33 protein-coding genes and 1 tRNA gene are annotated in these 21,562 nt (G+C 64.9%); 27 read left to right on the plus strand and 7 right to left on the minus strand.

Translation table 11 applies throughout. From position 1 onward, the window contains the following. Window positions 1-7: 7 nt before the first annotated feature. The 7 genes from ACGVWT_RS05230 to ACGVWT_RS05260 all read right to left on the minus strand — a co-directional run bounded on the left by ACGVWT_RS05230 (window position 8) and on the right by ACGVWT_RS05260 (window position 3,313). Entirely contained in the window at window positions 8-748 is a 741-nt protein-coding gene (locus ACGVWT_RS05230; protein ID WP_315461422.1) for a TorF family putative porin, read from the minus strand. Then, window positions 745-1,218 (minus strand): hypothetical protein, encoded by a 474-nt coding sequence (locus ACGVWT_RS05235; RefSeq protein WP_394425438.1) that lies wholly within the window; start codon window positions 1,216-1,218, stop codon window positions 745-747. The genes ACGVWT_RS05230 and ACGVWT_RS05235 overlap by 4 nt, the downstream gene beginning before the upstream one ends. 186 nt (window positions 1,219-1,404) lie before the next feature. Beyond that, window positions 1,405-1,941 (minus strand): transcription termination/antitermination protein NusG, encoded by a 537-nt coding sequence (nusG, locus tag ACGVWT_RS05240; RefSeq protein WP_017979501.1) that lies wholly within the window; start codon window positions 1,939-1,941, stop codon window positions 1,405-1,407. An 11-nt stretch (window positions 1,942-1,952) separates the two neighbouring features. Then, the gene (gene secE / locus ACGVWT_RS05245; RefSeq protein ID WP_017979500.1) at window positions 1,953-2,150 is read right to left on the minus strand and encodes a preprotein translocase subunit SecE; all 198 of its coding nucleotides are present in this window, start codon (window positions 2,148-2,150) and stop codon (window positions 1,953-1,955) included. A 173-nt stretch (window positions 2,151-2,323) separates the two neighbouring features. After that, on the minus strand, window positions 2,324-2,467 hold the full coding sequence (locus ACGVWT_RS05250) for a hypothetical protein (protein WP_165800882.1): 144 nt from the start codon (window positions 2,465-2,467) through the stop codon (window positions 2,324-2,326). 135 nt (window positions 2,468-2,602) lie between these two features. Then, window positions 2,603-2,678: transfer RNA gene (locus ACGVWT_RS05255), tRNA-Trp, on the minus strand. A gap of 83 nt (window positions 2,679-2,761) precedes the next feature. Then, on the minus strand, window positions 2,762-3,313 hold the full coding sequence (locus ACGVWT_RS05260) for a hypothetical protein (protein ID WP_315461420.1): 552 nt from the start codon (window positions 3,311-3,313) through the stop codon (window positions 2,762-2,764). Window positions 3,314-3,660: 347 nt separating this feature from the next. Between ACGVWT_RS05260 and rpsL the strand changes: the two genes are divergently transcribed. The 27 genes from rpsL to secY all read left to right on the plus strand — a co-directional run bounded on the left by rpsL (window position 3,661) and on the right by secY (window position 21,527). Continuing rightward, window positions 3,661-4,032: a 30S ribosomal protein S12 gene (rpsL, locus tag ACGVWT_RS05265; RefSeq protein ID WP_010185487.1), complete on the plus strand. Its 372-nt coding sequence runs from the start codon at window positions 3,661-3,663 to the stop codon at window positions 4,030-4,032. Between the two features lie 87 nt (window positions 4,033-4,119). After that, window positions 4,120-4,590, plus strand: a complete 471-nt coding sequence (gene rpsG, locus ACGVWT_RS05270) for a 30S ribosomal protein S7 (protein ID WP_017979497.1) — start codon at window positions 4,120-4,122, stop codon at window positions 4,588-4,590. Between the two features lie 84 nt (window positions 4,591-4,674). Next, window positions 4,675-6,768 carry an elongation factor G gene (gene fusA, locus ACGVWT_RS05275; RefSeq protein ID WP_315461419.1) on the plus strand — a complete coding sequence of 698 codons (2,094 nt, stop codon included), beginning with the start codon at window positions 4,675-4,677 and terminating at the stop codon, window positions 6,766-6,768. 206 nt (window positions 6,769-6,974) lie between these two features. Further along, window positions 6,975-8,168, plus strand: a complete 1,194-nt coding sequence (gene tuf / locus ACGVWT_RS05280; protein ID WP_315461418.1) for an elongation factor Tu — start codon at window positions 6,975-6,977, stop codon at window positions 8,166-8,168. Window positions 8,169-8,431: 263 nt separating this feature from the next. After that, window positions 8,432-8,740 carry a 30S ribosomal protein S10 gene (gene rpsJ / locus ACGVWT_RS05285; protein WP_007406109.1) on the plus strand — a complete coding sequence of 103 codons (309 nt, stop codon included), beginning with the start codon at window positions 8,432-8,434 and terminating at the stop codon, window positions 8,738-8,740. A 287-nt stretch (window positions 8,741-9,027) separates the two neighbouring features. Continuing rightward, entirely contained in the window at window positions 9,028-9,777 is a 750-nt protein-coding gene (gene rplC / locus ACGVWT_RS05290) for a 50S ribosomal protein L3 (RefSeq protein WP_018250686.1), read from the plus strand. 2 nt (window positions 9,778-9,779) lie between these two features. After that, complete coding sequence (rplD, locus tag ACGVWT_RS05295) at window positions 9,780-10,406, plus strand: 50S ribosomal protein L4 (RefSeq protein WP_017979493.1); 627 nt, start codon at window positions 9,780-9,782, stop codon at window positions 10,404-10,406. Next, on the plus strand, window positions 10,399-10,710 hold the full coding sequence (locus tag ACGVWT_RS05300; RefSeq protein WP_315461417.1) for a 50S ribosomal protein L23: 312 nt from the start codon (window positions 10,399-10,401) through the stop codon (window positions 10,708-10,710). The genes rplD and ACGVWT_RS05300 overlap by 8 nt, the downstream gene beginning before the upstream one ends. 5 nt (window positions 10,711-10,715) lie before the next feature. Further along, complete coding sequence (rplB, locus tag ACGVWT_RS05305) at window positions 10,716-11,555, plus strand: 50S ribosomal protein L2 (RefSeq protein WP_017979491.1); 840 nt, start codon at window positions 10,716-10,718, stop codon at window positions 11,553-11,555. Between the two features lie 3 nt (window positions 11,556-11,558). Continuing rightward, window positions 11,559-11,834, plus strand: coding sequence for a 30S ribosomal protein S19 (gene rpsS, locus ACGVWT_RS05310; RefSeq protein WP_017979490.1), 276 nt, complete (start codon window positions 11,559-11,561; stop codon window positions 11,832-11,834). Then, the gene (gene rplV / locus ACGVWT_RS05315) at window positions 11,834-12,211 is read left to right on the plus strand and encodes a 50S ribosomal protein L22 (protein ID WP_017979489.1); all 378 of its coding nucleotides are present in this window, start codon (window positions 11,834-11,836) and stop codon (window positions 12,209-12,211) included. Before rpsS ends, rplV begins: the two co-directional genes overlap by 1 nt. Continuing rightward, window positions 12,211-12,918: a 30S ribosomal protein S3 gene (gene rpsC, locus ACGVWT_RS05320; RefSeq protein WP_017979488.1), complete on the plus strand. Its 708-nt coding sequence runs from the start codon at window positions 12,211-12,213 to the stop codon at window positions 12,916-12,918. The genes rplV and rpsC overlap by 1 nt, the downstream gene beginning before the upstream one ends. Window positions 12,919-12,931: 13 nt before the next feature. After that, window positions 12,932-13,366 carry a 50S ribosomal protein L16 gene (gene rplP, locus ACGVWT_RS05325; protein WP_017979487.1) on the plus strand — a complete coding sequence of 145 codons (435 nt, stop codon included), beginning with the start codon at window positions 12,932-12,934 and terminating at the stop codon, window positions 13,364-13,366. 1 nt (window position 13,367) lies between these two features. Next, complete coding sequence (gene rpmC / locus ACGVWT_RS05330) at window positions 13,368-13,571, plus strand: 50S ribosomal protein L29 (protein ID WP_017979486.1); 204 nt, start codon at window positions 13,368-13,370, stop codon at window positions 13,569-13,571. Window positions 13,572-13,582: 11 nt separating this feature from the next. Then, on the plus strand, window positions 13,583-13,855 hold the full coding sequence (gene rpsQ, locus ACGVWT_RS05335) for a 30S ribosomal protein S17 (protein ID WP_017979485.1): 273 nt from the start codon (window positions 13,583-13,585) through the stop codon (window positions 13,853-13,855). Window positions 13,856-14,021: 166 nt separating this feature from the next. Further along, entirely contained in the window at window positions 14,022-14,390 is a 369-nt protein-coding gene (rplN, locus tag ACGVWT_RS05340) for a 50S ribosomal protein L14 (protein WP_017979484.1), read from the plus strand. Next, on the plus strand, window positions 14,390-14,707 hold the full coding sequence (rplX, locus tag ACGVWT_RS05345) for a 50S ribosomal protein L24 (RefSeq protein ID WP_017979483.1): 318 nt from the start codon (window positions 14,390-14,392) through the stop codon (window positions 14,705-14,707). Before rplN ends, rplX begins: the two co-directional genes overlap by 1 nt. Then, window positions 14,700-15,284, plus strand: a complete 585-nt coding sequence (gene rplE / locus ACGVWT_RS05350) for a 50S ribosomal protein L5 (RefSeq protein WP_017979482.1) — start codon at window positions 14,700-14,702, stop codon at window positions 15,282-15,284. Before rplX ends, rplE begins: the two co-directional genes overlap by 8 nt. 41 nt (window positions 15,285-15,325) lie before the next feature. Further along, entirely contained in the window at window positions 15,326-15,631 is a 306-nt protein-coding gene (gene rpsN, locus ACGVWT_RS05355; RefSeq protein ID WP_017979481.1) for a 30S ribosomal protein S14, read from the plus strand. 9 nt (window positions 15,632-15,640) lie between these two features. Next, complete coding sequence (gene rpsH / locus ACGVWT_RS05360) at window positions 15,641-16,036, plus strand: 30S ribosomal protein S8 (protein WP_017979480.1); 396 nt, start codon at window positions 15,641-15,643, stop codon at window positions 16,034-16,036. Continuing rightward, window positions 16,036-16,569: a 50S ribosomal protein L6 gene (gene rplF, locus ACGVWT_RS05365; protein WP_116461829.1), complete on the plus strand. Its 534-nt coding sequence runs from the start codon at window positions 16,036-16,038 to the stop codon at window positions 16,567-16,569. The genes rpsH and rplF overlap by 1 nt, the downstream gene beginning before the upstream one ends. Then, on the plus strand, window positions 16,569-16,925 hold the full coding sequence (gene rplR / locus ACGVWT_RS05370; protein ID WP_017979478.1) for a 50S ribosomal protein L18: 357 nt from the start codon (window positions 16,569-16,571) through the stop codon (window positions 16,923-16,925). The genes rplF and rplR overlap by 1 nt, the downstream gene beginning before the upstream one ends. A gap of 2 nt (window positions 16,926-16,927) precedes the next feature. Continuing rightward, window positions 16,928-17,677, plus strand: a complete 750-nt coding sequence (gene rpsE / locus ACGVWT_RS05375) for a 30S ribosomal protein S5 (RefSeq protein ID WP_017979477.1) — start codon at window positions 16,928-16,930, stop codon at window positions 17,675-17,677. 6 nt (window positions 17,678-17,683) lie between these two features. Continuing rightward, window positions 17,684-17,860, plus strand: coding sequence for a 50S ribosomal protein L30 (gene rpmD / locus ACGVWT_RS05380; protein WP_017979476.1), 177 nt, complete (start codon window positions 17,684-17,686; stop codon window positions 17,858-17,860). 401 nt (window positions 17,861-18,261) lie between these two features. Then, a complete protein-coding gene (locus tag ACGVWT_RS05385; RefSeq protein ID WP_315461416.1) occupies window positions 18,262-19,311 on the plus strand; it encodes an acyltransferase in 1,050 nt (349 codons plus the stop codon). Between the two features lie 85 nt (window positions 19,312-19,396). Further along, on the plus strand, window positions 19,397-19,939 hold the full coding sequence (rplO, locus tag ACGVWT_RS05390) for a 50S ribosomal protein L15 (RefSeq protein WP_017979473.1): 543 nt from the start codon (window positions 19,397-19,399) through the stop codon (window positions 19,937-19,939). Window positions 19,940-20,162: 223 nt separating this feature from the next. Next, the gene (secY, locus tag ACGVWT_RS05395) at window positions 20,163-21,527 is read left to right on the plus strand and encodes a preprotein translocase subunit SecY (RefSeq protein WP_116461833.1); all 1,365 of its coding nucleotides are present in this window, start codon (window positions 20,163-20,165) and stop codon (window positions 21,525-21,527) included. Window positions 21,528-21,562 lie beyond the last annotated feature (35 nt).

Consider the following 21,562-nt stretch of genomic DNA (forward strand, 5'->3'; position numbering starts at 1 on the left):
GGCGGGATCAGAAGTCGAAGCGGACCCGGCCGAGCAGCCTGTCGCCGGCATGCCCCGCATCGGCGAACGGCCCGAACGCATCGGCGCGCGTGACGTCCGTCCCGACATAGTCGACGCCCAGCGTCAGGCGATCGCGGCGATATTCGACGCCGAGCCGCCAATCGGTATAGTCGCCGCCGGGGCGCAACCGTTGCGCGCGGACCGGGTCGGTGACCGTCCCCGATGAATGGCCGAGCCCGGCGATCGCGGTCAGCGGCGTGCCGGGGAGGCCCGCGCTCGCATTGGCATAGAGGTACAGGTTGCTGCCCCCGATCGCACGCTGTTCGGGCGCCCAGATCGCACCCGCGGTCAGATCGGCGGGGCCGTAGGTGTAGCTCGCCGATCCGCCGAGTTCGGCATAATCCATATTCCCACGTGCGCCGCCGAACACGTGTGCGGTGCCCTGGGCGCGCAGCCGCACCGCCCCGACGTCCCACCCGCTGCCGAGCGTCAGGTCGGCGACCGCATCTGCACCCCCGTGCCGGTCCGATCCGCGCAGCGCCGCGACGCGCGCGCTGAGATCGAGGCCGTAGCCGCTCACCGTGGCATCCCCCGCGATCGAGGCGCGACCCTCGCTCCAGCTGATGCCTCGGCGGTTCTCGTCCGTCGTCGCCTCGACACCGGCGCTGGTCGCGAGTTGCGCGACGGCGGGCGTGGTCGCCAACAATGCGCAGGCAGCGAGGGCGGCTTTCGCAACGATGTCGATCATCCGGCGGCAACGCTACCGTGCAGACGATCGAGCTCGGCGCGCAATACGTCATGATCCTCGCGGGCGACCGCCCGGATGTGGCGGTCCAGATCGATGGACTGCGTGGCGATGTCACGCGCGATGGCGTCGCGTTGGCCGGCGCACCAGCCGGGACGATGGCCGGATAGCGACCGATCGCTGACGAAGCTGCGATGCGTGGTTGCACCAGTCGCGGTGGTCGCGTGACGCTCGACCGCGATCCGGGCGGTCCAGTGGCAGCGCAGGCTCGAGGCGCGGCCGGCGGGCGCCACGGCGCCGATCTGGCGATGGTCGACCACCAACGCGCCGCGATACCGGGCGGTGACGGGGCCGCTGTGATGATCGAGCTCCGCGCTGTGATCGATCGTCACCGCCGGCGCGGCATCACGTGCCATGGCTGGTGCGGCCAGACTCAGCGTCAGGGCAAGCACGGGAAGGTGAGGGGGCATCATGGGTCTCCTGCGGCGGTCCCGACCTTGTGGTCGGTGACCGTGATGCAGGCACAATGGCCGAACGCGTGCCGGGTTGCCACCATTGGGCCCTGACCGGTCGGCGGGAAACACAAAAAAAACCGGAGCCTAAGCCCCGGTTTTCCCGTGTATTTTTGCAAGATTGCCGGCGCCTCGCGCCGGCCCGTCTTACTTACTGCGTTCGACCTGTTCGAAGTCCAGCTCGACCGGGGTCGCACGGCCGAAGATCGACACCGACACCTTGACCTTCGCCTTGTCGAAATCGAGTTCCTCGACGACGCCGTTGAAGCTCGCGAACGGACCCTCGAGCACCTTGACCGCATCGCCGATCTCGTAATCGACCTTGATCTTGGTCTTGGGCGCGGCGGCCGCTTCTTCCTTGCTATTGAGCATGCGCGCGGCTTCCGCCTCGCTGATCGCCTGCGGTTTGCCCATGCTGCCGAGGAAGCCGGTGACCTTAGGCGTGTTCTTGACGAGGTGATAGACGTCGTCGTTCATGTTCAGCTTGGCGAGCACATAGCCCGGCATGAATTTGCGCTCGACCGCGATCTTCTTGCCGCGACGGGCTTCCGTCACCGTCTCGGTCGGCACTTCGATCTGCTCGACCAACTGCTCCAGGCCGAGGCGCGTCGCCTCTGCCATGATCGCGTCGCGAACCTTGCCCTCGAAGCCCGAATAGGCGTGAATGATGTACCAGCGCGCCATTGCCTGAACCTTTACTTCGCGAGCTTGAGCAGCGCCTGGACGACCGCGTTGAAGAACGTGTCGACGCCCAGGAAGAACAGCGCGAGGATGGTCGTCATGATGACCACCATGACGCCCGTCATGATCGTCTCGCGCCGGGTCGGCCAGACCACCTTCTTGGTTTCGGCCTGGACCTGGCGGATGAATTCGATGGGGGTCGTCTTTGCCACTGTTTTTCTCAGAAACCCGCTGGAATCACGAAAATCCGTACCGCCGGGGCATGAGCCTTCCGCCGCTTTCCCGTGATGGGAAACCGGCGCTGCCCGTCCTCAGCTGTCGGATGGCCTGCGCAAATAGCCGTACGGGGCGCCGAACGCAAGGGCGCCCCGCCTTCGTCGCGCGATCAATGGCCGTAGCGTTTGATCCCGCGCCGCCGCAGCTTGTCTCGCTTGCGCTTGCGCAGCTTCAGGATGAGCACCGGCGTGCCGATCAGAAGCAGAGCCGCGATGATCGCAATGACGAGGGTATGGCGGGTCGCTTCATCCATGATGCGGGCGCGTGTAGGGACGCCCGACGACGGCGTAAACAACCTTCGTCAACAATTATGACAGATCATTCATCTGCCAGACTTATTTTTGGAAGAATTCGTCGCGATGCGCGCGTTCGCCAGCACATGGCGAACTGGCAGGAGTGCACGGACTCGAACCGTGGGCCCTCGGTTTTGGAGACCGATGCTCTACCAACTGAGCTACACTCCTGCAGCCGGGGGCGGCCTCTAGCGCCGTCTGGGCGAAACCGCAAGCGGCTCGTGTGACGAAAGAAGCTGCGCGTGCCGAATGCGTCAGGCGGCGAGGCGGATGGCGCGGCGCACGACGATATTGTCGTTCGCCGCCTGGCACCGGACGGGGGTCTGGAAGGGTAGGGCGACAATCATCACCACGAAGCCCAGGACACCCGGCGGCAGCGGCAGGAGCATGGCCAGCACGACGATGCCCAGGCGGGCTTCGGCGAACAAGGCTGCCGGACGGGCGACCGTGCCGCGTGCCGCCAGCCACGCGCTCGCGCCGACGCCGATTGCGGCGACCAGGGCTAGGCTTGCCGGCCATGCTGCCGGGAGCATCGCCAGATTCGGCAGCTGCGCGGCCGGCGTGGCCCACGGCAATTGGGTAGCGACCAGCAGTCCGGTAACGGCGGCCACGGGAAGGTATCGGATCGCGCCGCGGTTGATGGAGAGGCCCAGGCATAGCGGCGCCAGGAGCAGCCCCGCTGGCGACAAAGCGACGCTCAGTGCCGCGGCGATCGCCATGTCGCGATGGCGGCGTTCGTGGGCGGCGAACAGCGCGGCGGTGATGGCGAGCAACGCAAGGGCGTCGCTCCAGCCGGTATCAGGCAACAGACCCGCCAATATTGCCGCGCTCGCAAGCGCCGCGACCGGCATGGGGGGAGGGGCAGGTCGGAACGGCGGCATGAGCCTGTCCTGCACCCGGACCGGTTGCCGCGTGGTTAAGGCGCCATCGTGCCTGTAGGGTCACGTGGCCGGACCGCCCCGGATTGACCGCGGACCCGACTCTGCGTATAGGCCCGCCCGTTCCATCGGAGCGATCCGGTGGGCAAGCTTGAACATTGCTGGATGCAAAAGTTGTGGGGCCGGGGTGGCGTTATGCCGCCCGCGTCCCTTTTTGTATTCCGAAGTGCTGTGAAGGCTCCAGCAAAGTAACCCATATACGAGGTGAAGGCTTCATGCCGACGATCAACCAGCTGGTCCGCAAGGGCCGCGACCCGCAGAAGGCCAAGTCCAAGGTCCCTGCGATGGAGCAGAACCCGCAGAAGCGCGGCGTCTGCACCCGCGTCTACACGACGACGCCGAAGAAGCCGAACTCGGCGCTTCGCAAGGTGGCCAAGGTCCGCCTGACCAACAGCCGCGAAGTCATCAGCTACATCCCGGGTGAAGGCCACAACCTGCAGGAGCACTCGGTGGTCCTGATCCGCGGCGGCCGTGTGCGCGACCTTCCCGGCGTCCGCTACCACGTCCTGCGCGGCGTGCTCGACACGCAGGGCGTCAAGGATCGCCGCCAGTCCCGCTCCAAGTACGGCGCCAAGCGTCCGAAGTAAGCCGGTCGGTCCGGTCGCCAACCGACGCAAGTCGGACATCTGGCACCGGGACTCGCCCACCAGGCTGAAGTTTGAAAGGTTTTTGAAATGGCACGTCGTCGTCGTCCCGAAAAGCGGGTCATCCTGCCTGATCCCAAGTTCGGGGATGAGGTTCTGTCGAAGTTCATGAATTCGGTAATGCTGGACGGCAAGAAGTCCGTCGCCGAACTCATCGTCTATGGTGCCCTGGAAACCGTCGAGCAGCGCGCCAAGCGCGAGCCGATCGGTGTGTTCCATGACGCGCTGAACAACATCAAGCCGGGCATCGAAGTGCGCTCGCGCCGCGTCGGTGGTGCGACCTACCAGGTCCCCGTCGAGGTTCGCCCGGAGCGTGCGCAGGCCCTCGCGATCCGCTGGCTCATCGCCGCGGCGCGTGCCCGCAGCGAGAACACCATGTCGGCGCGCCTGTCGGGCGAGCTGATGGACGCCGCCAACAACCGTGGCAACGCGGTGAAGAAGCGCGAAGACACGCACCGCATGGCGGAAGCGAACCGGGCGTTCAGCCACTACCGCTGGTAAGGCTTGGAAGCGTTCCGCTTTTGAACTATATCATGGGGAGCCGGCGAAAGCTGCGCTCCCCATATCTCTAAGGAAACCACGATCATGGCCCGCAGCCATCCGCTCGAGCGCTATCGCAATATCGGCATCATGGCGCACATCGACGCCGGCAAGACGACCACGACCGAGCGCATCCTCTATTACACCGGCAAGTCCTACAAGATCGGCGAAGTGCACGAAGGCACCGCGACGATGGACTGGATGGAGCAGGAGCAGGAGCGCGGGATCACGATCACGTCGGCCGCCACCACCTGCAAGTGGAAGGCCGAAGAGGGCAATGGCCCCGAGCATCTGATCAACATCATCGACACGCCGGGCCACGTCGACTTCACGATCGAAGTCGAGCGTTCGCTGCGCGTCCTCGACGGTGCGGTCGCCTGCTTCGACGGCGTTGCCGGCGTCGAGCCGCAGTCGGAAACCGTGTGGCGTCAGGCCGACAAGTACGGCGTGCCGCGCATGTGCTTCGTCAACAAGCTCGACCGCACCGGCGCCGACTTCTATTTCTGCGTGCAGTCGATCATCGATCGCCTGGGCGCGCGTCCGGCCGTCCTGTATCTGCCGATCGGCGTCGAGGGTGGCTTCAAGGGCCTCGTCGACCTGGTCGAGAACCGTGCGATCATCTGGCTCGAAGAGTCGCTGGGCGCGAAGTTCGAATATCAGGACATCCCGGCCGACATGGCCGAGAAGGCGGCGAAGTATCGCAGCGACCTGATCGAGCTCGCCGTCGAGCAGGACGACGAGGCGATGGAAGCCTATCTCGAGGGCAACGAGCCCGACACGAAGACGCTCAAGGCGCTGATCCGCAAGGGCACGCTGTCGATGGCGTTCGTGCCGGTCGTCTGCGGCTCGGCGTTCAAGAACAAGGGCGTGCAGCCCCTGCTCGACGCGGTCGTCGACTATCTGCCGAGCCCGCTCGACGTGCCGGCGATCAACGGCGTGAAGCTCGACGGCGAAACCCCGGACGAGCGCCCGTCGTCGGACGACGCGCCGTTCTCGGCGCTGGCGTTCAAGATCATGAACGATCCGTTCGTCGGCTCGCTCACCTTCGCGCGCATCTATTCGGGCGTCCTGACCAAGGGCGGCTATTTGAACTCGGTGAAGGACAAGAAGGAAAAGATCGGTCGTATGCTCCTCATGCACGCGAACTCGCGTGAGGACATCGAAGAGGCGCGTGCGGGCGACATCGTCGCGCTGGCGGGTCTCAAGGAAACGACGACGGGCGACACGCTCTGCGATCCGGCGCACCCGATCATCCTGGAGCGCATGGAATTCCCCGAGCCGGTCATCGAGCTGTCGGTGGAACCGAAGACCAAGGCCGACCAGGAAAAGATGGGCATCGCGCTCAACCGCCTGGCTGCCGAGGATCCCTCGTTCCGCGTGTCGACCGATCACGAATCGGGCCAGACGATCATCAAGGGGATGGGCGAACTCCACCTCGAGATTCTCGTCGACCGCATGAAGCGCGAGTTCAAGGTCGAGGCGAACGTCGGTGCGCCGCAGGTGGCGTATCGTGAGTACCTCAAGAAGGCCGTCGACGTCGACTACACCCACAAGAAGCAGTCGGGCGGCACCGGCCAGTTCGGCCGCGTCAAGGTGAAGCTGACGCCGGGCGAGCGCGGTGCGGGCATCGTGTTCAAGGACGAGGTCAAGGGCGGCAATATTCCCAAGGAATATATCCCCGCGATCGAAAAGGGCTTCCGCGAGACGGCGGCCACGGGTTCGCTGGTCGGCTTCCCGATCATCGACTTCGACATCGTCCTGTACGACGGCGCGTACCACGACGTCGACTCGTCGGCGCTGGCGTTCGAAATCACCGCGCGCGGTGCGATGCGTGAAGCGGCCCAGAAGGCTGGCATCACGCTGCTCGAGCCGGTCATGAAGGTCGAGGTCGTTACCCCGGAAGACTATCTGGGCGACGTCATCGGCGACATGAACTCGCGTCGTGGCCAGATTCAGGGCACCGACACCCGCGGCAACGCGCAGGCGGTGACCGCGATGGTCCCGCTGGCGAACATGTTCGGCTATGTGAACTCGCTGCGTTCGTTCACGCAGGGCCGCGCGAGCTACTCGATGCAGTTCTCGCACTATGACGAAGTGCCGCAGAACGTCGCGGACGAAGTGAAGGCGAAGATGGCCTGAGGCACACGGGGCTAAAGGTAACTTGGCCCCGAGCTGCCGAAGGCCGGCCGGCGGGTCGGCGCTCAGCCGAACCCGTCCGACGACACGGGATTTACTCCCGTGTCGGCCCTTCCCACGAGGGGCTGGCATTACCGACAAACTCCCGCTACAGGGCCGCGTTCGCGTGACCCCCCGGCGGCACCGAATTCGAATCAGAAGGTAGGAAAATGGCTAAGGCAAAATTCGAGCGGACCAAGCCGCACCTCAACATCGGCACCATCGGTCACGTCGACCATGGCAAGACCTCGCTGACCGCAGCGATCACGAAGGTGCTGGCCGACCAGGGTCTGTCGGAAAAGGTCGATTTCGAAAACATCGACAAGGCTCCGGAAGAGCGCGCTCGCGGCATTACCATCTCGACCGCGCACGTCGAGTATGAGACGGCCAACCGTCACTACGCGCACGTCGACTGCCCGGGTCACGCCGACTACGTGAAGAACATGATCACCGGTGCCGCCCAGATGGACGGCGCGATCCTGGTCGTGTCCTCGACCGACGGCCCGATGCCGCAGACCCGCGAGCACATCCTGCTCGCCCGTCAGGTCGGCGTGCCGGCGATGGTCGTGTTCATGAACAAGGTCGACCTGGTCGACGACGAGGAAATCCTCGAGCTGGTCGAGTTGGAAATCCGCGAGCTGCTCAGCTCGTACGAATTCCCGGGCGACGACATCCCCGTCATCAAGGGTTCGGCGACCTGCGCCCTGTCGGGTTCGAACGACAAGTTCGGCAAGGAAGCCGTCCTCGAGCTGATGCAGGCCGTTGACGACTACATCCCGCAGCCCGAGCGTCCGCTCGACAAGCCGTTCATGATGCCGATCGAAGACGTGTTCTCGATCTCGGGTCGCGGCACCGTCGTCACCGGCCGTGTCGAAACCGGCATCATCAAGGTTGGTGAAGAAGTCGAGATCGTCGGCATCCACCCGGAAGTCCGCAAGACCACCGTCACCGGCGTCGAAATGTTCCGCAAGCTGCTCGACCAGGGCCAGGCGGGCGACAACGTCGGCGCGCTGATCCGTGGCGTCGCTCGTGACGAAGTCGAGCGTGGCCAGGTGCTCTGCAAGCCGGGTTCGATCAAGCCGCACACCGACTTCAAGTCGGAAGTGTACGTGCTGTCGAAGGAAGAAGGCGGCCGTCACACCCCGTTCTTCGCGAACTATCGTCCGCAGTTCTACTTCCGTACCACGGACGTGACCGGCACCGTCGAGCTGCCTGAGGGCACCGAGATGGTCATGCCTGGCGACAACATCGCCCTCGGCATCAAGCTGATCGCGCCGATCGCTATGGACGTCGGTCAGCGCTTCACCATCCGTGAGGGCGGTCGTACCGTCGGCGCGGGCGTCGTGAGCCAGATCGACAAGTAAGAACCAGACGGGGCGGGGGGCTTCCGCGCGCCGAACGGAACAACAGCAGCCCGGCTCTCCTAAAAAAGGAGAGTCGGGCTGTTGCCTTTTTATGAGGGCCGCCGTATTGGGCCGCCCTTCAGTTTTATTGAGTTTCGGCTCTTTCTCGTCGTCCCGCTGTTTCAGTGGGATCTCATCCCGCCGGTCCAGCACCTGCGGCACGAGTCCTCCGCATCACCGCGGTGGAGACGGCCGGGGTCGTGCTCCTCGCATCGGTAGGGATCATGGACAGCAACATCCGTATTCGCCTCAAGGCGTTCGACCATCGCGTTCTCGACCAGGCGACCGGCGATATCGCCGACACCGCGCGTCGCACCGGCGCGCTCATCCGCGGCCCGATTCCGCTGCCGACCCGCATCGAGAAGTTCACCGTCAACCGCGGCCCGCACATCGACAAGAAGTCGCGCGAGCAGTTCGAAGTGCGCACCTACAAGCGCATGCTCGACATCGTGCAGCCGACCCCGCAGACGGTCGATGCGCTGATGAAGCTCGACCTCGCGGCTGGCGTTGACGTCGAGATCAAGCTGGCGTAATGGCGCGCATCCCCGCGGTCGACGTGAGTCCCGCGGGTTTGCTGTTTTCCGCGCTTCGCGGATGACGGCCGGTTGGGAACCCGCCTGGCGGGCCCCTGACAGACACGAGATACCGCCGGCTCTACGGAGCCGGGCCAGCGTCTCCCGTCACGTCCCCGGTAACGGGGGCATCCAGCCCGGGACGGGGCCGACGTAGTTACACACGGGTTGGATGATCCTTCGCAAGAAGGGTCGCACGCACGTTCGGGAATGGTCCCGGCGTGCCTCTGTAAAAGGAGTGCAGGATCATGCGTACCGGCGTGATCGCGAAGAAAATGGGGATGACCCGCCTGTTTCAGGACGACGGCCGCCACGTGCCCGTCACCGTCCTGCAGCTCGAAGGCGTTCAGGTCGTCGCCCGTCGCGAAATGGATCGTGATGGCTACACCGCCGTCCAGCTCGGTGCTGGCGTCGCCAAGGCCAAGAATGTCGCCAAGCCGCAGCGCGGCCACTTCGGCAAGGCCGAAGTCGAGCCCAAGGCGGTCGTCTGCGAGTTCCGCGTGACCGAGGACAACCTCCTCGACGTCGGCGCCGAACTGTCGGCCGACCACTTCGTTGCCGGCCAGCTGGTCGACATCCAGGGTCGTACCCAGGGTAAGGGCTTCGCCGGCGCCATGAAGCGCTGGAACTTCGGCGGTCTGCGCGCGACGCACGGCGTCTCGGTCAGCCACCGCTCGCACGGTTCGACGGGTAACCGTCAGGATCCGGGCCGCGTCTTCAAGAACAAGAAGATGGCCGGTCACATGGGCGACAAGAACCGCACCCAGCAGAACCTGGAAGTCGTCGGCACCGACGTCGAGCGCGGCCTGATCTTCGTGAAGGGCTCGGTGCCCGGTTCGAAGGGTGGCTGGCTGTTCGTCAAGGACGCCGTCAAGGTGAAGGCGCATGCCGACACCCCGTATCCCGCCAGCCTGAAGCAGGCTGCCAACAGCAACACCGCCGCCGACACGCCCGCTGAGACGAGCGCGCCGGAAGCGACCGACGGCCAGGAGGGCTGAACGTGAAGGTCAAGGTTCAATCCTTCGCCGGCACCGCTGCGGCGGACGTCGAGCTCAACGACGAGGTCTTCGGCCTCGATCCGCGCGCCGACATCCTGCACCGCGTCGTGACCTGGCAGCTGGAAAAGCGTCGCGAGACGGCACGTGGCACGCGTGAGCGCGCCGATGTCGCCCGTTCGGGCAAGAAGCTCGGTCGCCAGAAGGGCGGCGGTGTGGCGCGTCACGGCGATCGCCGCGCTCCGGTGTTCGTCGGCGGTGGTAAGGCGCACGGCGCCCGCGTCCGCGACTTCAATCCGTCGCTGAACAAGAAGATTCGTGCGCTCGGTCTCAAGATGGCTCTGTCGAGCCATGCGAAGGCCGGCTCGCTGATCGTCATGGACAGCCTGGCGGTGGAGAATGGCAAGACGAAGACGCTGGTCGGCGATCTCGCCAAGGTCGGCTTCGGCAAGACCGCGCTGGTAATCGACGGCGACGCCGTCGAAACGAGCTTCGCGCTGGCCGCCGGCAACCTGCACGGCATCAACGTTCTGCCGTCGGCTGGTGCCAACGTCTATGACATCCTGAAGGCTGACACGCTGGTGCTGACCCGCGCGGCGGTCGAAAAGCTGGAGGCTCGCTTCAATGGCTAAGCAGCAGAAGGCCGTCGACAACCGTCATTATGACGTGATCGTCGCGCCGCACATCACCGAAAAGGCGACGTTGCTCTCCGAGCATAACGCAGTCGTCTTCAAGGTCGCAGGCGATGCGACCAAGCCGCAGATCAAGGCTGCCGTCGAAGCGCTCTTCGACGTCACCGTGACCGGCGTGAACACGATCATCCAGAAGGGCAAGACCAAGAAGTGGAAGGGCGCTCCGTACCAGCGCTCCGACATGAAGAAGGCCATTGTCACCCTGAAGGATGGTCAGTCCATCGACGTGACGACGGGGATCTAAGGGTCATGGCACTCAAGCATTACAACCCGACGACGCCCGCGCAGCGCGGCCTCGTCCTCGTCGACAAGTCCTCCCTGTGGAAGGGCAAGCCGGTCAAGGCGCTTACCGAAGGCAAGCGCAAGAGCGGCGGTCGCAACAACAAGGGCCATGTGACCTCGCGCGGCATCGCCGGCGGTCACAAGCAGAAGTACCGCTATGTCGACTTCAAGCGTCGCAAGTGGGACGTCGAAGGCACCGTCGAGCGGCTCGAGTATGACCCGAACCGTACCGCGTTCATCGCGCTGGTGAAGTATGCCGACGAAGAGCTGGCTTACATCATCGCGCCGCAGCGTCTGGCGCCGGGCGACAAGATCATCGCCGCCAAGAAGACGGACACCAAGCCGGGCAACGCGATGGAGATCGGTCAGGTCCCCGTCGGCACCATCGTCCACAACGTGGAGATGAAGCCGGGCAAGGGCGGTCAGATCGCCCGTTCGGCCGGCACGTACGTGCAGGTCGTCGGTCGTGACCGCGGCATGGTCATCGTGCGTCTCAACTCGGGCGAGCAGCGCTACATCCGTGGCGAGTGCATGGCGACGGTCGGTGCGGTGTCGAACCCGGACAACCAGAACCAGAACCTGGGCAAGGCCGGTCGTTCGCGCTGGATGGGCAAGCGTCCGCTGACCCGCGGTGTCGCGAAGAACCCGGTCGACCACCCGCACGGCGGTGGTGAAGGCCGGACCTCGGGCGGCCGTCATCCGGTCACGCCTTGGGGCAAGCCGACGAAGGGTGCGCGCACCCGTCACAACAAGTCGACCGACAAGATGATCATCCGGTCGCGTCATTCGACCAAGAGGAAGGGCTAAACCATGGCTCGTTCAGTCTGGAAGGGCCCGTTCGTCGAACTGAGCCTTCTGAAGAAGGCGGAAACCGCGCAGGATGCCGGTGGCCGCGCGCCGATCAAGACCTGGTCGCGTCGTTCCACCATCCTGCCGTCGTTCGTCGGCCTCACGTTCAACGTCTACAACGGCCGCAAGTTCGTGCCGGTGTCGGTCAATGAAGACATGGTCGGCATGAAGCTGGGTGAGTTCGCGCCAACGCGCTACTTCCCGGGTCACGCCGCTGACAAGAAGGGCAAGCGCTGATGAGCAAGCCTGCATCCCCCCGTAAGGTCGGCGACAAGGAAGCCTTGTCGGTCGGCACCCAGATCCGTGGTTCGGCGCAGAAGCTGAACCTGGTCGCTGGCCTCATCCGCGGCAAGAAGGCCGGCGATGCGATGAACATCCTCTCCTTCTCGACGAAGGCGATGGCGGTCGACGCGCGCAAGGTCCTGGCTTCGGCCATCGCCAATGCCGAAAACAACCACAACCTCGACGTCGACGCACTCGTCGTCGCCGAGGCGTCGGTCGGCAAGTCGATCACCATGAAGCGCTTCGCGACCCGCGGCCGTGGCAAGTCCACCCGCATCCTGAAGCCGTTCAGCCGTCTGCGCATCGTCGTGCGCGAGCAGGAAGAAGCATAATGGGTCACAAGAGCAACCCGATCGGCATGCGGCTCCAGATCAACCGGACCTGGGACAGCCGCTGGTTCGCCGAGGGCCATGACTATGGCCAGCTGCTGCTGGAGGATCTGAAGATCCGCCAGTACATCGTGAAGACGCTGCCGCAGGCGGCGATCTCGAAGGTGGTGATCGAGCGTCCGGCCAAGCTGTGCCGCATCTCGATCTTCGCTGCCCGTCCCGGTGTGATCATCGGCAAGAAGGGCTCGGACATCGAAAAGCTGCGCAAGACGCTGGGCGCGATGACCAAGTCGGACGTGTCCCTGAACATCGTCGAAATCCGCAAGCCGGAAATCGACGCGCGCCTCGTCGCGCAGGGCATCGCCGACCAGCTCGAGCGTCGTATCGCCTTCCGCCGCGCCATGAAGCGCGCGGTGCAGTCGGCGATGCGCCTGGGTGCCGACGGCATCAAGGTGATGTGCGGCGGCCGTCTTGGCGGCGCCGAGATCGCCCGTACCGAGAGCTATCGCGAAGGTCGCGTTCCGCTGCACACGCTGCGCGCGAACATCGACTATGCCGAGGCCGAAGCCCACACGTCCTATGGCGTGTGCGGCGTGAAGGTCTGGGTCTTCAAGGGCGAGATCCTCGGCCATGACCCGATGGCGACCGACCGGCTGATGATGGAGGCTCAGACCTCCGGCGTCCGTCCGGCTCGTGACGACCGTCGTTAAGGACTGACACACCATGTTGCAGCCAAAGCGCACCAAATTCCGCAAGGCCTTCAAGGGCCGCATCCATGGCGATGCAAAGGGCGGCACCAGCCTGAACTTCGGGTCGTACGGCCTGAAGGCGATGGAGCCGGACCGGATCACCGCCCGCCAGATCGAAGCGGCCCGCCGCGCGATCACGCGTCACATCCGCCGTCAGGGCCGGTTGTGGATCCGCGTGTTCCCGGACGTGCCGGTCTCGTCGAAGCCTGCCGAAGTCCGCATGGGCTCGGGTAAGGGTTCGCCGGAGTTCTGGGCCGCCCGCGTCAAGCCGGGCCGGATCCTGTTCGAGCTGGACGGCGTCGAGGGCAAGATCGCCGCGGAGGCGTTCGAGCGCGCCGCGATGAAGCTCCCGATCAAGACCAAGGTCGTTGCCCGCCTGGGCGACACCTCGCACCTCGGAGGCGAGTAAGATGGCCAAGACCGATTTCGTCAGCCAGAGCGACGATCAGCTCGCCGAGAACCTCGGCCAGCTGAAGCGCGAGCAGTTCAACCTCCGCTTCCAGGCGGCGACGAACCAGCTCGAAAAGTCGAGCCGCGTGCGTGAAGTCCGTCGCGACATCGCGCGGATCAAGACCCTGCAGTCGCAGCGCACCCGCGCCGCGGCCGCCAAGTAAGGAATTAGCACATGCCGAAGCGCGTGCTGACCGGACTGATCGTCTCCGACAAGGGCGACAAGACGGTGGTTGTGAACGTCGAGCGTAAGGTGAAGCACCCGCTCTACGGCAAGATCATCCGCCGTTCGAAGAAGTACCACGCCCATGACGAGGCGAATGAGTACAAGCAGGGCGAGACCGTGCGCATCGAAGAGACTGCGCCGATCTCCAAGCTGAAGACCTGGAAGGTGATCGATCGGGTGAACACCCACGCGACGCCGGAACGGGTCGACGTCGACGCATAAGTCACGCCGCCGGCCATCGTGCCGGCGGATGGCAAGGGCAGGGCTTGCGTCCTGCCAGCGGAGCGGTTACAGGGCCGCTCCCCCGGTGCAGTCCGCTGCGCCGGGGTCATTGTTTTAGGCGGGGTTGGGTCGGTATCCACCCCATTGACGAGAAGGAAATGGATCAATGATCCAGATGCAATCCAATCTCGACGTCGCTGACAACAGCGGCGCGAAGCGGGTGCAGTGCATCAAGGTGCTGGGTGGCTCGAAGCGCCGCACGGCATCGGTCGGCGACATCATCGTCGTGTCGATCAAGGAAGCGCAGCCCCGCGGCAAGGTGAAGAAGGGTGACGTGCATCGCGCGGTCATCGTTCGCACTGCCAAGGACATTCATCGTGCTGATGGCTCGACCATCCGCTTCGACGGCAACGCTGCCGTCCTGGTCAACAAGAACGAGGAGCCGATCGGCACCCGTATCTTCGGCCCGGTCGTGCGCGAGCTGCGCGGCAAGAAGCACATGAAGATCATCTCTCTGGCGCCGGAGGTGCTGTAATGGCCGCCGCGAAGATCAAGAAGGGCGATCGCGTCATCGTCCTGTCCGGTAAGGACAAGGGCAAGACCGGCACCGTGACCGTCGCCATGCCGAAGGACGGCAAGGTCGTGGTCGAAGGCGTCAACGTCGCGACCCGTCACCGCAAGCCGACCCAGGCGAACCCGCAGGGCGGCCTGGAGCGCACCGAAGCGCCGATGCACATCTCGAAGGTCGCGCACGTGACCGCCGACGGCAAGCCCACCCGCGTCCGTTTCGAGACGCAGGACGGCAAGAAGGTCCGCGTGGCCGTGAAGTCCGGGGAGAAGATCGATGGCTGATGCCTACAAGCCCCGGATGAAGGGCATTTACGAAGACACGATCATCAAGGCGATGGTCGAGAAGTTCGGCTACAAGAACGTCAACGAGATCCCCCGGATCGAGAAGATCGTGCTGAACATGGGCGTTGGCGAAGCGACCCAGGACAAGAAGCGCGTCGATCAGGCCGCGTCGGAAATGGAACTGATCGCAGGCCAGAAGCCGGTGATCACCAAGGCCAAGAAGTCGATCGCGCAGTTCAAGCTGCGTGAAGGCATGCCGATCGGCGTCAAGGTGACGCTGCGTCGCGAGCGCATGTACGAATTCCTGGACCGTTTCATCACGATCGCGTTGCCCCGCGTGCGCGACTTCCGTGGTCTGAACCCCAAGTCCTTCGACGGTCGCGGCAACTATGCCTGCGGCATCAAGGAACAGATCATTTTCCCCGAGATCAACTATGACCGCATCGACAAGGTGCGCGGCATGGACGTGATCGTCACCACCACCGCGAAGACGGACGACGAGGCGCGCGAGCTGCTCCGCCTGTTCGGCTTCCCGTTCCCTCAGCCCGAGGCTGAGCAGCAGAAGCAGGCCGCGTGAGCGGTCTGGCTTCCCTGAAGTAAGGAAGAGAGCTTAAGTCCATGGCGAAACTGAGTTCGATCAACAAGAACGAGCGTCGCAAGAAGCTGGTAAAGCAATATGCTCCCAAGCTTGCGAAGCTGAAGGCCCAGGCAAACGACAAGAGCCTGGACGAGAACGAGCGTCTGATCGCTCGCCTCAAGATGGCGGAACTGCCGCGCAACGCGAACCCGACCCGTATCCGCAACCGCTGCGAGATCACCGGCCGTCCGCGTGCGTATTATCGCAAGTTCCGTCTTGCTCGCGTGATGCTGCGTGATCTGGCCAACAAGGGCATGATCCCCGGCCTGACCAAGTCGAGCTGGTAAGGATTTATCATGGCAGTGACCGATCCCCTGGGTGATTTGCTCACCCGCATCCGCAACGGCCAGCGCGCGAAGAAGGACAGCGTCCTTTCGCCTGCGTCGAAGCTGCGTCTGCGCGTCCTCGACGTGCTGCAGCGCGAGGGCTATATCCGTGGCTACAGCGACGAACAGATGGGCCCGGCCGCCGGCGTCCGCATCGAGCTGAAGTATTTCGAAGGCCAGCCGGCGATCAAGCACGTCGCGCGCGTTTCGAAGCCCGGCCGCCGCGTCTATTCCGGCTCGCAGGAACTTCCGCGCGTCCGCAACGGCCTCGGCATCACCATCGTCTCGACGCCGCGTGGCGTTCTCTCGGACGCGGAAGCGCGTGAGCAGAACGTCGGTGGCGAAGTGCTCGCGGAGGTGTTCTGATGAGCCGCATCGGTAAGAAGCCGGTCACCGTACCGGCCGGCGTAACCCCGACGATCGACAACGGCATCATCAGCGTGAAGGGCCCCAAGGGCACCCTCACCATGCCGCTGCGCGACGAGATCAGCTACACGCTTCAGGACGGCGGCATTTCGGTGCAGCCGGCCAATGACACCAAGCGCGCCCGTGCCTTCTGGGGCATGCAGCGCACGATGGTGCAGAACCTGGTGACGGGCGTCACCGACGGTTTCACCAAGAAGCTGCTCATCACCGGCGTCGGCTATCGCGCCGCGGCCCAGGGTCGTACCCTGAAGCTGCAGCTCGGCTACAGCCACGACGTCAACATCGACGTGCCGGAAGGCATCGAGGTGAAGACGCCGGACGCCACCACCGTCGAGATCAGCGGTGCGGACAAGCAGAAGGTCGGCCAGCTGGCCGCCGAGATCCGCCGCTGGCGCAAGCCGGAGCCGTACAAGGGCAAGGGCATCAAGTACGACGGCGAGTTCATCTTCCGCAAGGAAGGGAAGAAGAAGTAATGACCAAGGGTCTTTCTCTGTTCGCGAAGCGCCGTCGGCGCAATCGTACCGCGCTGAAGGCGCGTGCCGGCACCCGTCCGCGGCTGTCGGTCCATCGCTCGGGCAAGCACATCTATGCCCAGGTCATCGACGACGTCGCCGGCAAGACCGTCGCGTCGGCCTCGACGCTGGAAAAGGACGTGCGTGGCACCTCGGGCGCCAACATTGCGGCAGCGACCGCAGTCGGCACCCGCGTGGCGGAAGCGGCGAAGGCAGCGGGCGTGACGCAGGTCGTGTTCGATCGCGGCGGCTTCCTGTTCCACGGCCGTGTCAAGGCGCTGGCGGAAGCCGCGCGTGAAGCCGGATTGGAGTTCTGACGATGGCTGACGAAAACAACGTGCAGCCCGCAGCGGCTGAAGGCGCGCCCCAGGACGCGCAGCAGGGCCAGGGCGGCTTCGGCGGTCCGGGCGGTGGTCGCGGTCCGCGTGGCGGCCGTGGCGGCGGTCGCGGTCCCGGTGGTCCGGGCGGCAATCGCGGTGGCCGTGACGGCGGCCGTGGCGGTCGTCGCGACGACCGTCGTGGTGGCCAGGACGATGGCGGCGAAGAGCTGATCGAGAAGCTGGTTCACATCAACCGCGTCTCGAAGACGGTGAAGGGCGGTAAGCGCTTCGGCTTCGCAGCGCTGGTCGTCGTGGGCGACGGCAAGGGCCGCGTCGGCTTCGGTCATGGCAAGGCACGCGAAGTGCCGGAAGCCATTTCGAAGGCGACCGCGTCGGCGAAGAAGGCGATGGTTCGCGTTCCGCTGAAGGACGGCCGCACGCTGCATCATGACGGCAACGGCCACTTCGGTGCCGGTCGCGTGACGCTGCGCTCGGCGCCGCAGGGCACCGGCATCATCGCCGGCGGTCCGATGCGCGCGATCTTCGAATCGCTCGGCGTCGCTGACGTCGTGACCAAGTCGGTCGGCACGTCGAACCCCTACAACATGATCCGCGCCACGTTCGAAGCGCTGGGTGAGCAGACTTCGCCGAAGTCGGTCGCGCAGCGTCGTGGCAAGAAGATCGCCGACCTGCTCGGCCGCGGTGGTTCGCAGACCGCCGAGGCGGACGCAGCGGCCGTCACGGAGTAACGCGACATGGCGACGATCAAGATCAAGCAGACCGGTTCGCCGATCCGCCGCACGAAGGATCAGCGCGCGACGCTGATCGGCCTTGGCCTCAACAAGATGCACAAGGTCTCGGAGCTGGAAGACAGCCCCGAAGTGCGCGGCATGATCCGCAAGGTCCAGCATATGGTCGAAGTGCAGGGCTAAGCCCCTCGCGTTTCGATGGACAGGAAGAAGGGGTCGGTTTGCCGGCCCCTTTTTTTGTGTGTTTGGGGTGGGCTGCGCGGCGCGGATCGCCACCCTTTTTTGCGCTCGACTGCCAATAGGCCATGGCATCGTGTCCTCGCACGTAGGCGGCCTAGCGTAGCTAACTGCAGCGGTCATTCCCACAGAGACAGCACTCGGTGGCCGTCAGCGCGGCCTCACGGGTTGTCGAGCTTTTCAGCCTGGACCCATGCCGTCGCTAGGATAACTGGCGTGCGCTAAGGGGTACCGACCGTCCTATACTCAGCGTGTGGGGACGGCGCGCTCGATACTATGGGCAAAGGGCTGCGATCTGTGCCACCTAGTCGCATGATCCCTGCACGACGTTTGCGTGACCGGCCTTGATGACCGCCAAGCCGCAGCCCCCCGCGCTGAGCCCCCGCGTCCGCGCGCTGCTCGATGCCGCACGCGCGTGCGCTGCGCTGTACGTCGTCGCGCACCATGTCGCCAAAGGCTACGGATTCCCCGGACTGACCGGGCAGCTGCTGCGCTTCGGGCAGGAAGCGGTGATCGTCTTTTTCCTGCTGAGCGGTTTCGTGATCTTCGCGAATGAACGTGTCCGGGCTCTGTCGCCGCGGGGCTATGCGTGGCGACGGGTGCGGCGCATCTATCCACCGCTGATCGTGGCGATGATCGTCTCGACGCTCGTCTATTGGGACAATGGCACGCTTGAGCGGCATTTCGACGCGGGGCGGCTGGTGGGCACCTTGCTGGCGGTGCAGGACGTGTCGATGCTCAAACCCGGGGTGTGGGCCGATCCGTATCTGGGCAACGATCCGCTGTGGTCGCTGTCGTATGAGATCGCCTTCTACATCTTTTTTCCCCCGACGCTGGCCTTGTGGACCAAGCGGCCGGCGCTGACGACGCATGCGGTGGGCGCGATTGGCTGCGGCGCTTATGCGCTGTTCGCGATAGTGCCGAACCACCTGGCGTTGGTGATCGCTTATTATCCCTTGTGGTGGGCGGGCGCGATGGCGGCGCAGGCCTATCTCGACGGGGCGCGGACCGTCCGGGCGATCGCGGTGCCGCTCGCATGGCTGGTTGCGCTGTGCGGCGTCGCGCTGGTGGTGGCACTCGTGCAGCCACGTTATGGGATCGGCCTCTATCCGATCTTACCGCTGCGGCATTTCGCCGTAGCCGCCATCGTGGTCGCGGTGATGTTCGGTCCGGTCGGCCGGCTGATGGCGCGCGCCAGTGCGTGGTCGCCGGCGCTCTGGTCCGGGGTCGCGAGCATCTCTTATGGTCTCTATGTCCTGCACATGCCGCTGCTAGTGGATTGGCAGCGCGCTAAGGGGGCAGGGGGCTTCGCGCTGGCGGCGGTGCTGCTCGTGGTGCTCGCGTGGGCCGTGGAGCGCTGGCTGCCCCGCCTGCTGCCGCGGGCGCCGTCGCGCTGAAAGCACGTGACAAGCGGAGGCGATGCCGCTATGCGCGCCGGCTTCCAATCCATCAGCGCGTAACAAGCGAAAGCGAGTGCATATCATGAAGCTCAACGAACTCCGCGACAACCAGGGCGCCCGCAAGTCCAAGATCCGCGTCGGTCGCGGTATCGGCTCGGGTAAGGGCAAGACCGGCGGCCGCGGCGTCAAGGGTCAGAAGAGCCGCGAGGGCGTCAGCATCGCCGGCTTCGAGGGCGGTCAGATGCCGCTCCACATGCGTCTGCCGAAGCGCGGCTTCAACAACATCTTCGCCAAGGACTACGCCACGGTGAACACCGGCGCGATCCAGAAGGCGATCGATTCGGGCAAGCTGTCGGCCGAGGGCACGATCGATCAGGCGGCGCTGAAGGCAGCCGGTCTGGTGCGTGGCGGCAAGGACGGCGTGCGCGTTCTGGGCAAGGGCGACCTGACCGCCAAGCTGTCGTTCCACGTCGCAGGCGTTTCGGCCGGTGCGCGCGAGATGATCGAAAAGGCTGGTGGCTCGCTCGACATCCCGACGGTCGTCCCGGCGTCGGAGAAGGCCGCTGCCAAGAAGGGCGTCGCCTATAAGGCCCGCCAGGAAAAGAAGGCGTCGTTCAAGGCGTAAGCCGCTCTCCTCTCATCCTCCGTCATGCCGGGCTTGGCCCCGGCATCCATCGGCCCGCTGGCAATTGCGCGGCGGGCGAATGGGGCCCGGACCAACGGCCGGGTGGACGAAGGGATGAGAAACGAGGTGCGTCGCGATTAGACAAGGCGCGCGTAGCGCCTATATGAGCGGCGGGGGCGGACAAACGCTTACCCGCCGTTTTCGTTTCAGGACACCGACACGCATGGCATCCGCAGCCGACCAGATGGCGCAAAGCATCAGCCTCGCGAAATTCGCGCAGGCGACCGACCTCAAGAAGCGGCTGTGGTTCACGATCGGCGCGCTGATCGTTTTCCGTCTGCTGTCCTATGTGCCGCTGCCGGGGATCGACCCGACCGCTTTGGGCCTGCTGAGCCAGCGCACCACGGGCGGTGTGCTCGATTTCTTCAACACCTTCTCGGGCGGCTCGCTGAGCCGCATGTCGCTGATCGCGCTGGGCGTGATGCCGTACATCACGGCGTCGATCGTCGTGCAGCTGTCGACGTCGCTGTCGCCGCAACTCGCCGCGATCAAGAAGGAAGGCGAATCGGGCCGTAAGAAGCTCAACCAGTACACCCGCTATGGCACGGTCGCGCTCACTGCGATCCAGGGCTATTTCATCGCCGTCGGCCTCGAGGCGCTGTCGGCCACGAATGGCGTTCAGGCGGTGATCGAGCCGGGCATGACGTTCCGCATCGCGGCGGTCATCAGCCTGATCGGCGGTACGATGTTCCTGATGTGGCTGGGTGAGCAGATCACCAGCCGCGGCATCGGCAACGGCGTGTCGCTGATCATCATGGCGGGCATCGTCGCCCACCTGCCGACCACGCTGGTCAACCTGCTGGAAGGCGGCCGTTCGGGCTCGATCGATGCGGTGCGCCTGATCGGCATCATCGTCGCGGTCGTCGCGCTGATCCTGTTCATCTGCTTCATGGAGCGCGCCCAGCGCCGCATCCTGATCCAATATCCGAAGCGCCAGACGCAGCGTGGCATGCAGGCGGATCGCAGCCACCTGCCGCTGAAGATCAACACAGCGGGCGTGATCCCGCCGATCTTCGCCTCGTCGTTGCTGCTGATGCCGCTCACCATCTCGCAGTTCGCCGGCCAGCGCGTCGCGGGCCAGTCGAAGTGGGGCGATTTCATCATCGGCCTCAACCAGTATCTGGCGCACGGCCAGCCGGTGTACATGGCGCTCTATGCCGCCGGCATCATCTTCTTCTCGTTCTTCTACACCGCCGTCGTCTTCAATCCGGAAGAGACCGCGGACAATCTGAAGCGCTATGGCGGGTTCATCCCCGGCATCCGCCCGGGCAAGAACACCGAGACCTATTTCGACTATGTGCTGACGCGCATCACGGTGATCGGCGCGGCCTATCTGGTCATCATCTGCCTTCTGCCGGAATATCTGGTCTCGGCACTGTCGATCCCCTTCTATCTGGGCGGCACCAGCCTGTTGATCGTCGTCAACGTGACGATGGACACGGTGACGCAGATCCAGAGCCACTTGCTGGCGCATCAGTATGGCGATCTGATCAAGAAGGCGAAGCTGAAGGGCGGGCGCCTGCGTTAACGCCGCGACGACGATTGCACCGACGACAAGGGGAC

The organism is Sphingomonas sp. S6 (assembly GCF_043498045.1).
GTDB lineage: Bacteria > Pseudomonadota > Alphaproteobacteria > Sphingomonadales > Sphingomonadaceae > Sphingomonas.

Excerpts from the sequence above, each read along its gene's own strand:
- ACGVWT_RS05230 (WP_315461422.1), bottom strand. The coding sequence starts at position 748 with ATGATCGACATCGTTGCGAAAGCCGCCCTCGCTGCCTGCGCATTGTTG.
- ACGVWT_RS05235 (WP_394425438.1), bottom strand. The coding sequence starts at position 1,218 with ATGATGCCCCCTCACCTTCCCGTGCTTGCCCTGACGCTGAGTCTGGCC.
- nusG (WP_017979501.1), bottom strand. The coding sequence starts at position 1,941 with ATGGCGCGCTGGTACATCATTCACGCCTATTCGGGCTTCGAGGGCAAG.
- ACGVWT_RS05250 (WP_165800882.1), bottom strand. The coding sequence starts at position 2,467 with ATGGATGAAGCGACCCGCCATACCCTCGTCATTGCGATCATCGCGGCT.
- rpsL (WP_010185487.1), top strand. The coding sequence starts at position 3,661 with ATGCCGACGATCAACCAGCTGGTCCGCAAGGGCCGCGACCCGCAGAAG.
- rpsG (WP_017979497.1), top strand. The coding sequence starts at position 4,120 with ATGGCACGTCGTCGTCGTCCCGAAAAGCGGGTCATCCTGCCTGATCCC.
- fusA (WP_315461419.1), top strand. The coding sequence starts at position 4,675 with ATGGCCCGCAGCCATCCGCTCGAGCGCTATCGCAATATCGGCATCATG.
- tuf (WP_315461418.1), top strand. The coding sequence starts at position 6,975 with ATGGCTAAGGCAAAATTCGAGCGGACCAAGCCGCACCTCAACATCGGC.
- rpsJ (WP_007406109.1), top strand. The coding sequence starts at position 8,432 with ATGGACAGCAACATCCGTATTCGCCTCAAGGCGTTCGACCATCGCGTT.
- rplC (WP_018250686.1), top strand. The coding sequence starts at position 9,028 with ATGCGTACCGGCGTGATCGCGAAGAAAATGGGGATGACCCGCCTGTTT.
- ACGVWT_RS05300 (WP_315461417.1), top strand. The coding sequence starts at position 10,399 with ATGGCTAAGCAGCAGAAGGCCGTCGACAACCGTCATTATGACGTGATC.
- rplB (WP_017979491.1), top strand. The coding sequence starts at position 10,716 with ATGGCACTCAAGCATTACAACCCGACGACGCCCGCGCAGCGCGGCCTC.
- rpsS (WP_017979490.1), top strand. The coding sequence starts at position 11,559 with ATGGCTCGTTCAGTCTGGAAGGGCCCGTTCGTCGAACTGAGCCTTCTG.
- rplV (WP_017979489.1), top strand. The coding sequence starts at position 11,834 with ATGAGCAAGCCTGCATCCCCCCGTAAGGTCGGCGACAAGGAAGCCTTG.
- rpsC (WP_017979488.1), top strand. The coding sequence starts at position 12,211 with ATGGGTCACAAGAGCAACCCGATCGGCATGCGGCTCCAGATCAACCGG.
- rplP (WP_017979487.1), top strand. The coding sequence starts at position 12,932 with ATGTTGCAGCCAAAGCGCACCAAATTCCGCAAGGCCTTCAAGGGCCGC.
- rpmC (WP_017979486.1), top strand. The coding sequence starts at position 13,368 with ATGGCCAAGACCGATTTCGTCAGCCAGAGCGACGATCAGCTCGCCGAG.
- rpsQ (WP_017979485.1), top strand. The coding sequence starts at position 13,583 with ATGCCGAAGCGCGTGCTGACCGGACTGATCGTCTCCGACAAGGGCGAC.
- rplN (WP_017979484.1), top strand. The coding sequence starts at position 14,022 with ATGATCCAGATGCAATCCAATCTCGACGTCGCTGACAACAGCGGCGCG.
- rplX (WP_017979483.1), top strand. The coding sequence starts at position 14,390 with ATGGCCGCCGCGAAGATCAAGAAGGGCGATCGCGTCATCGTCCTGTCC.
- rplE (WP_017979482.1), top strand. The coding sequence starts at position 14,700 with ATGGCTGATGCCTACAAGCCCCGGATGAAGGGCATTTACGAAGACACG.
- rpsN (WP_017979481.1), top strand. The coding sequence starts at position 15,326 with ATGGCGAAACTGAGTTCGATCAACAAGAACGAGCGTCGCAAGAAGCTG.
- rpsH (WP_017979480.1), top strand. The coding sequence starts at position 15,641 with ATGGCAGTGACCGATCCCCTGGGTGATTTGCTCACCCGCATCCGCAAC.
- rplF (WP_116461829.1), top strand. The coding sequence starts at position 16,036 with ATGAGCCGCATCGGTAAGAAGCCGGTCACCGTACCGGCCGGCGTAACC.
- rplR (WP_017979478.1), top strand. The coding sequence starts at position 16,569 with ATGACCAAGGGTCTTTCTCTGTTCGCGAAGCGCCGTCGGCGCAATCGT.
- rpsE (WP_017979477.1), top strand. The coding sequence starts at position 16,928 with ATGGCTGACGAAAACAACGTGCAGCCCGCAGCGGCTGAAGGCGCGCCC.
- rpmD (WP_017979476.1), top strand. The coding sequence starts at position 17,684 with ATGGCGACGATCAAGATCAAGCAGACCGGTTCGCCGATCCGCCGCACG.
- ACGVWT_RS05385 (WP_315461416.1), top strand. The coding sequence starts at position 18,262 with ATGACCGCCAAGCCGCAGCCCCCCGCGCTGAGCCCCCGCGTCCGCGCG.
- rplO (WP_017979473.1), top strand. The coding sequence starts at position 19,397 with ATGAAGCTCAACGAACTCCGCGACAACCAGGGCGCCCGCAAGTCCAAG.
- secY (WP_116461833.1), top strand. The coding sequence starts at position 20,163 with ATGGCATCCGCAGCCGACCAGATGGCGCAAAGCATCAGCCTCGCGAAA.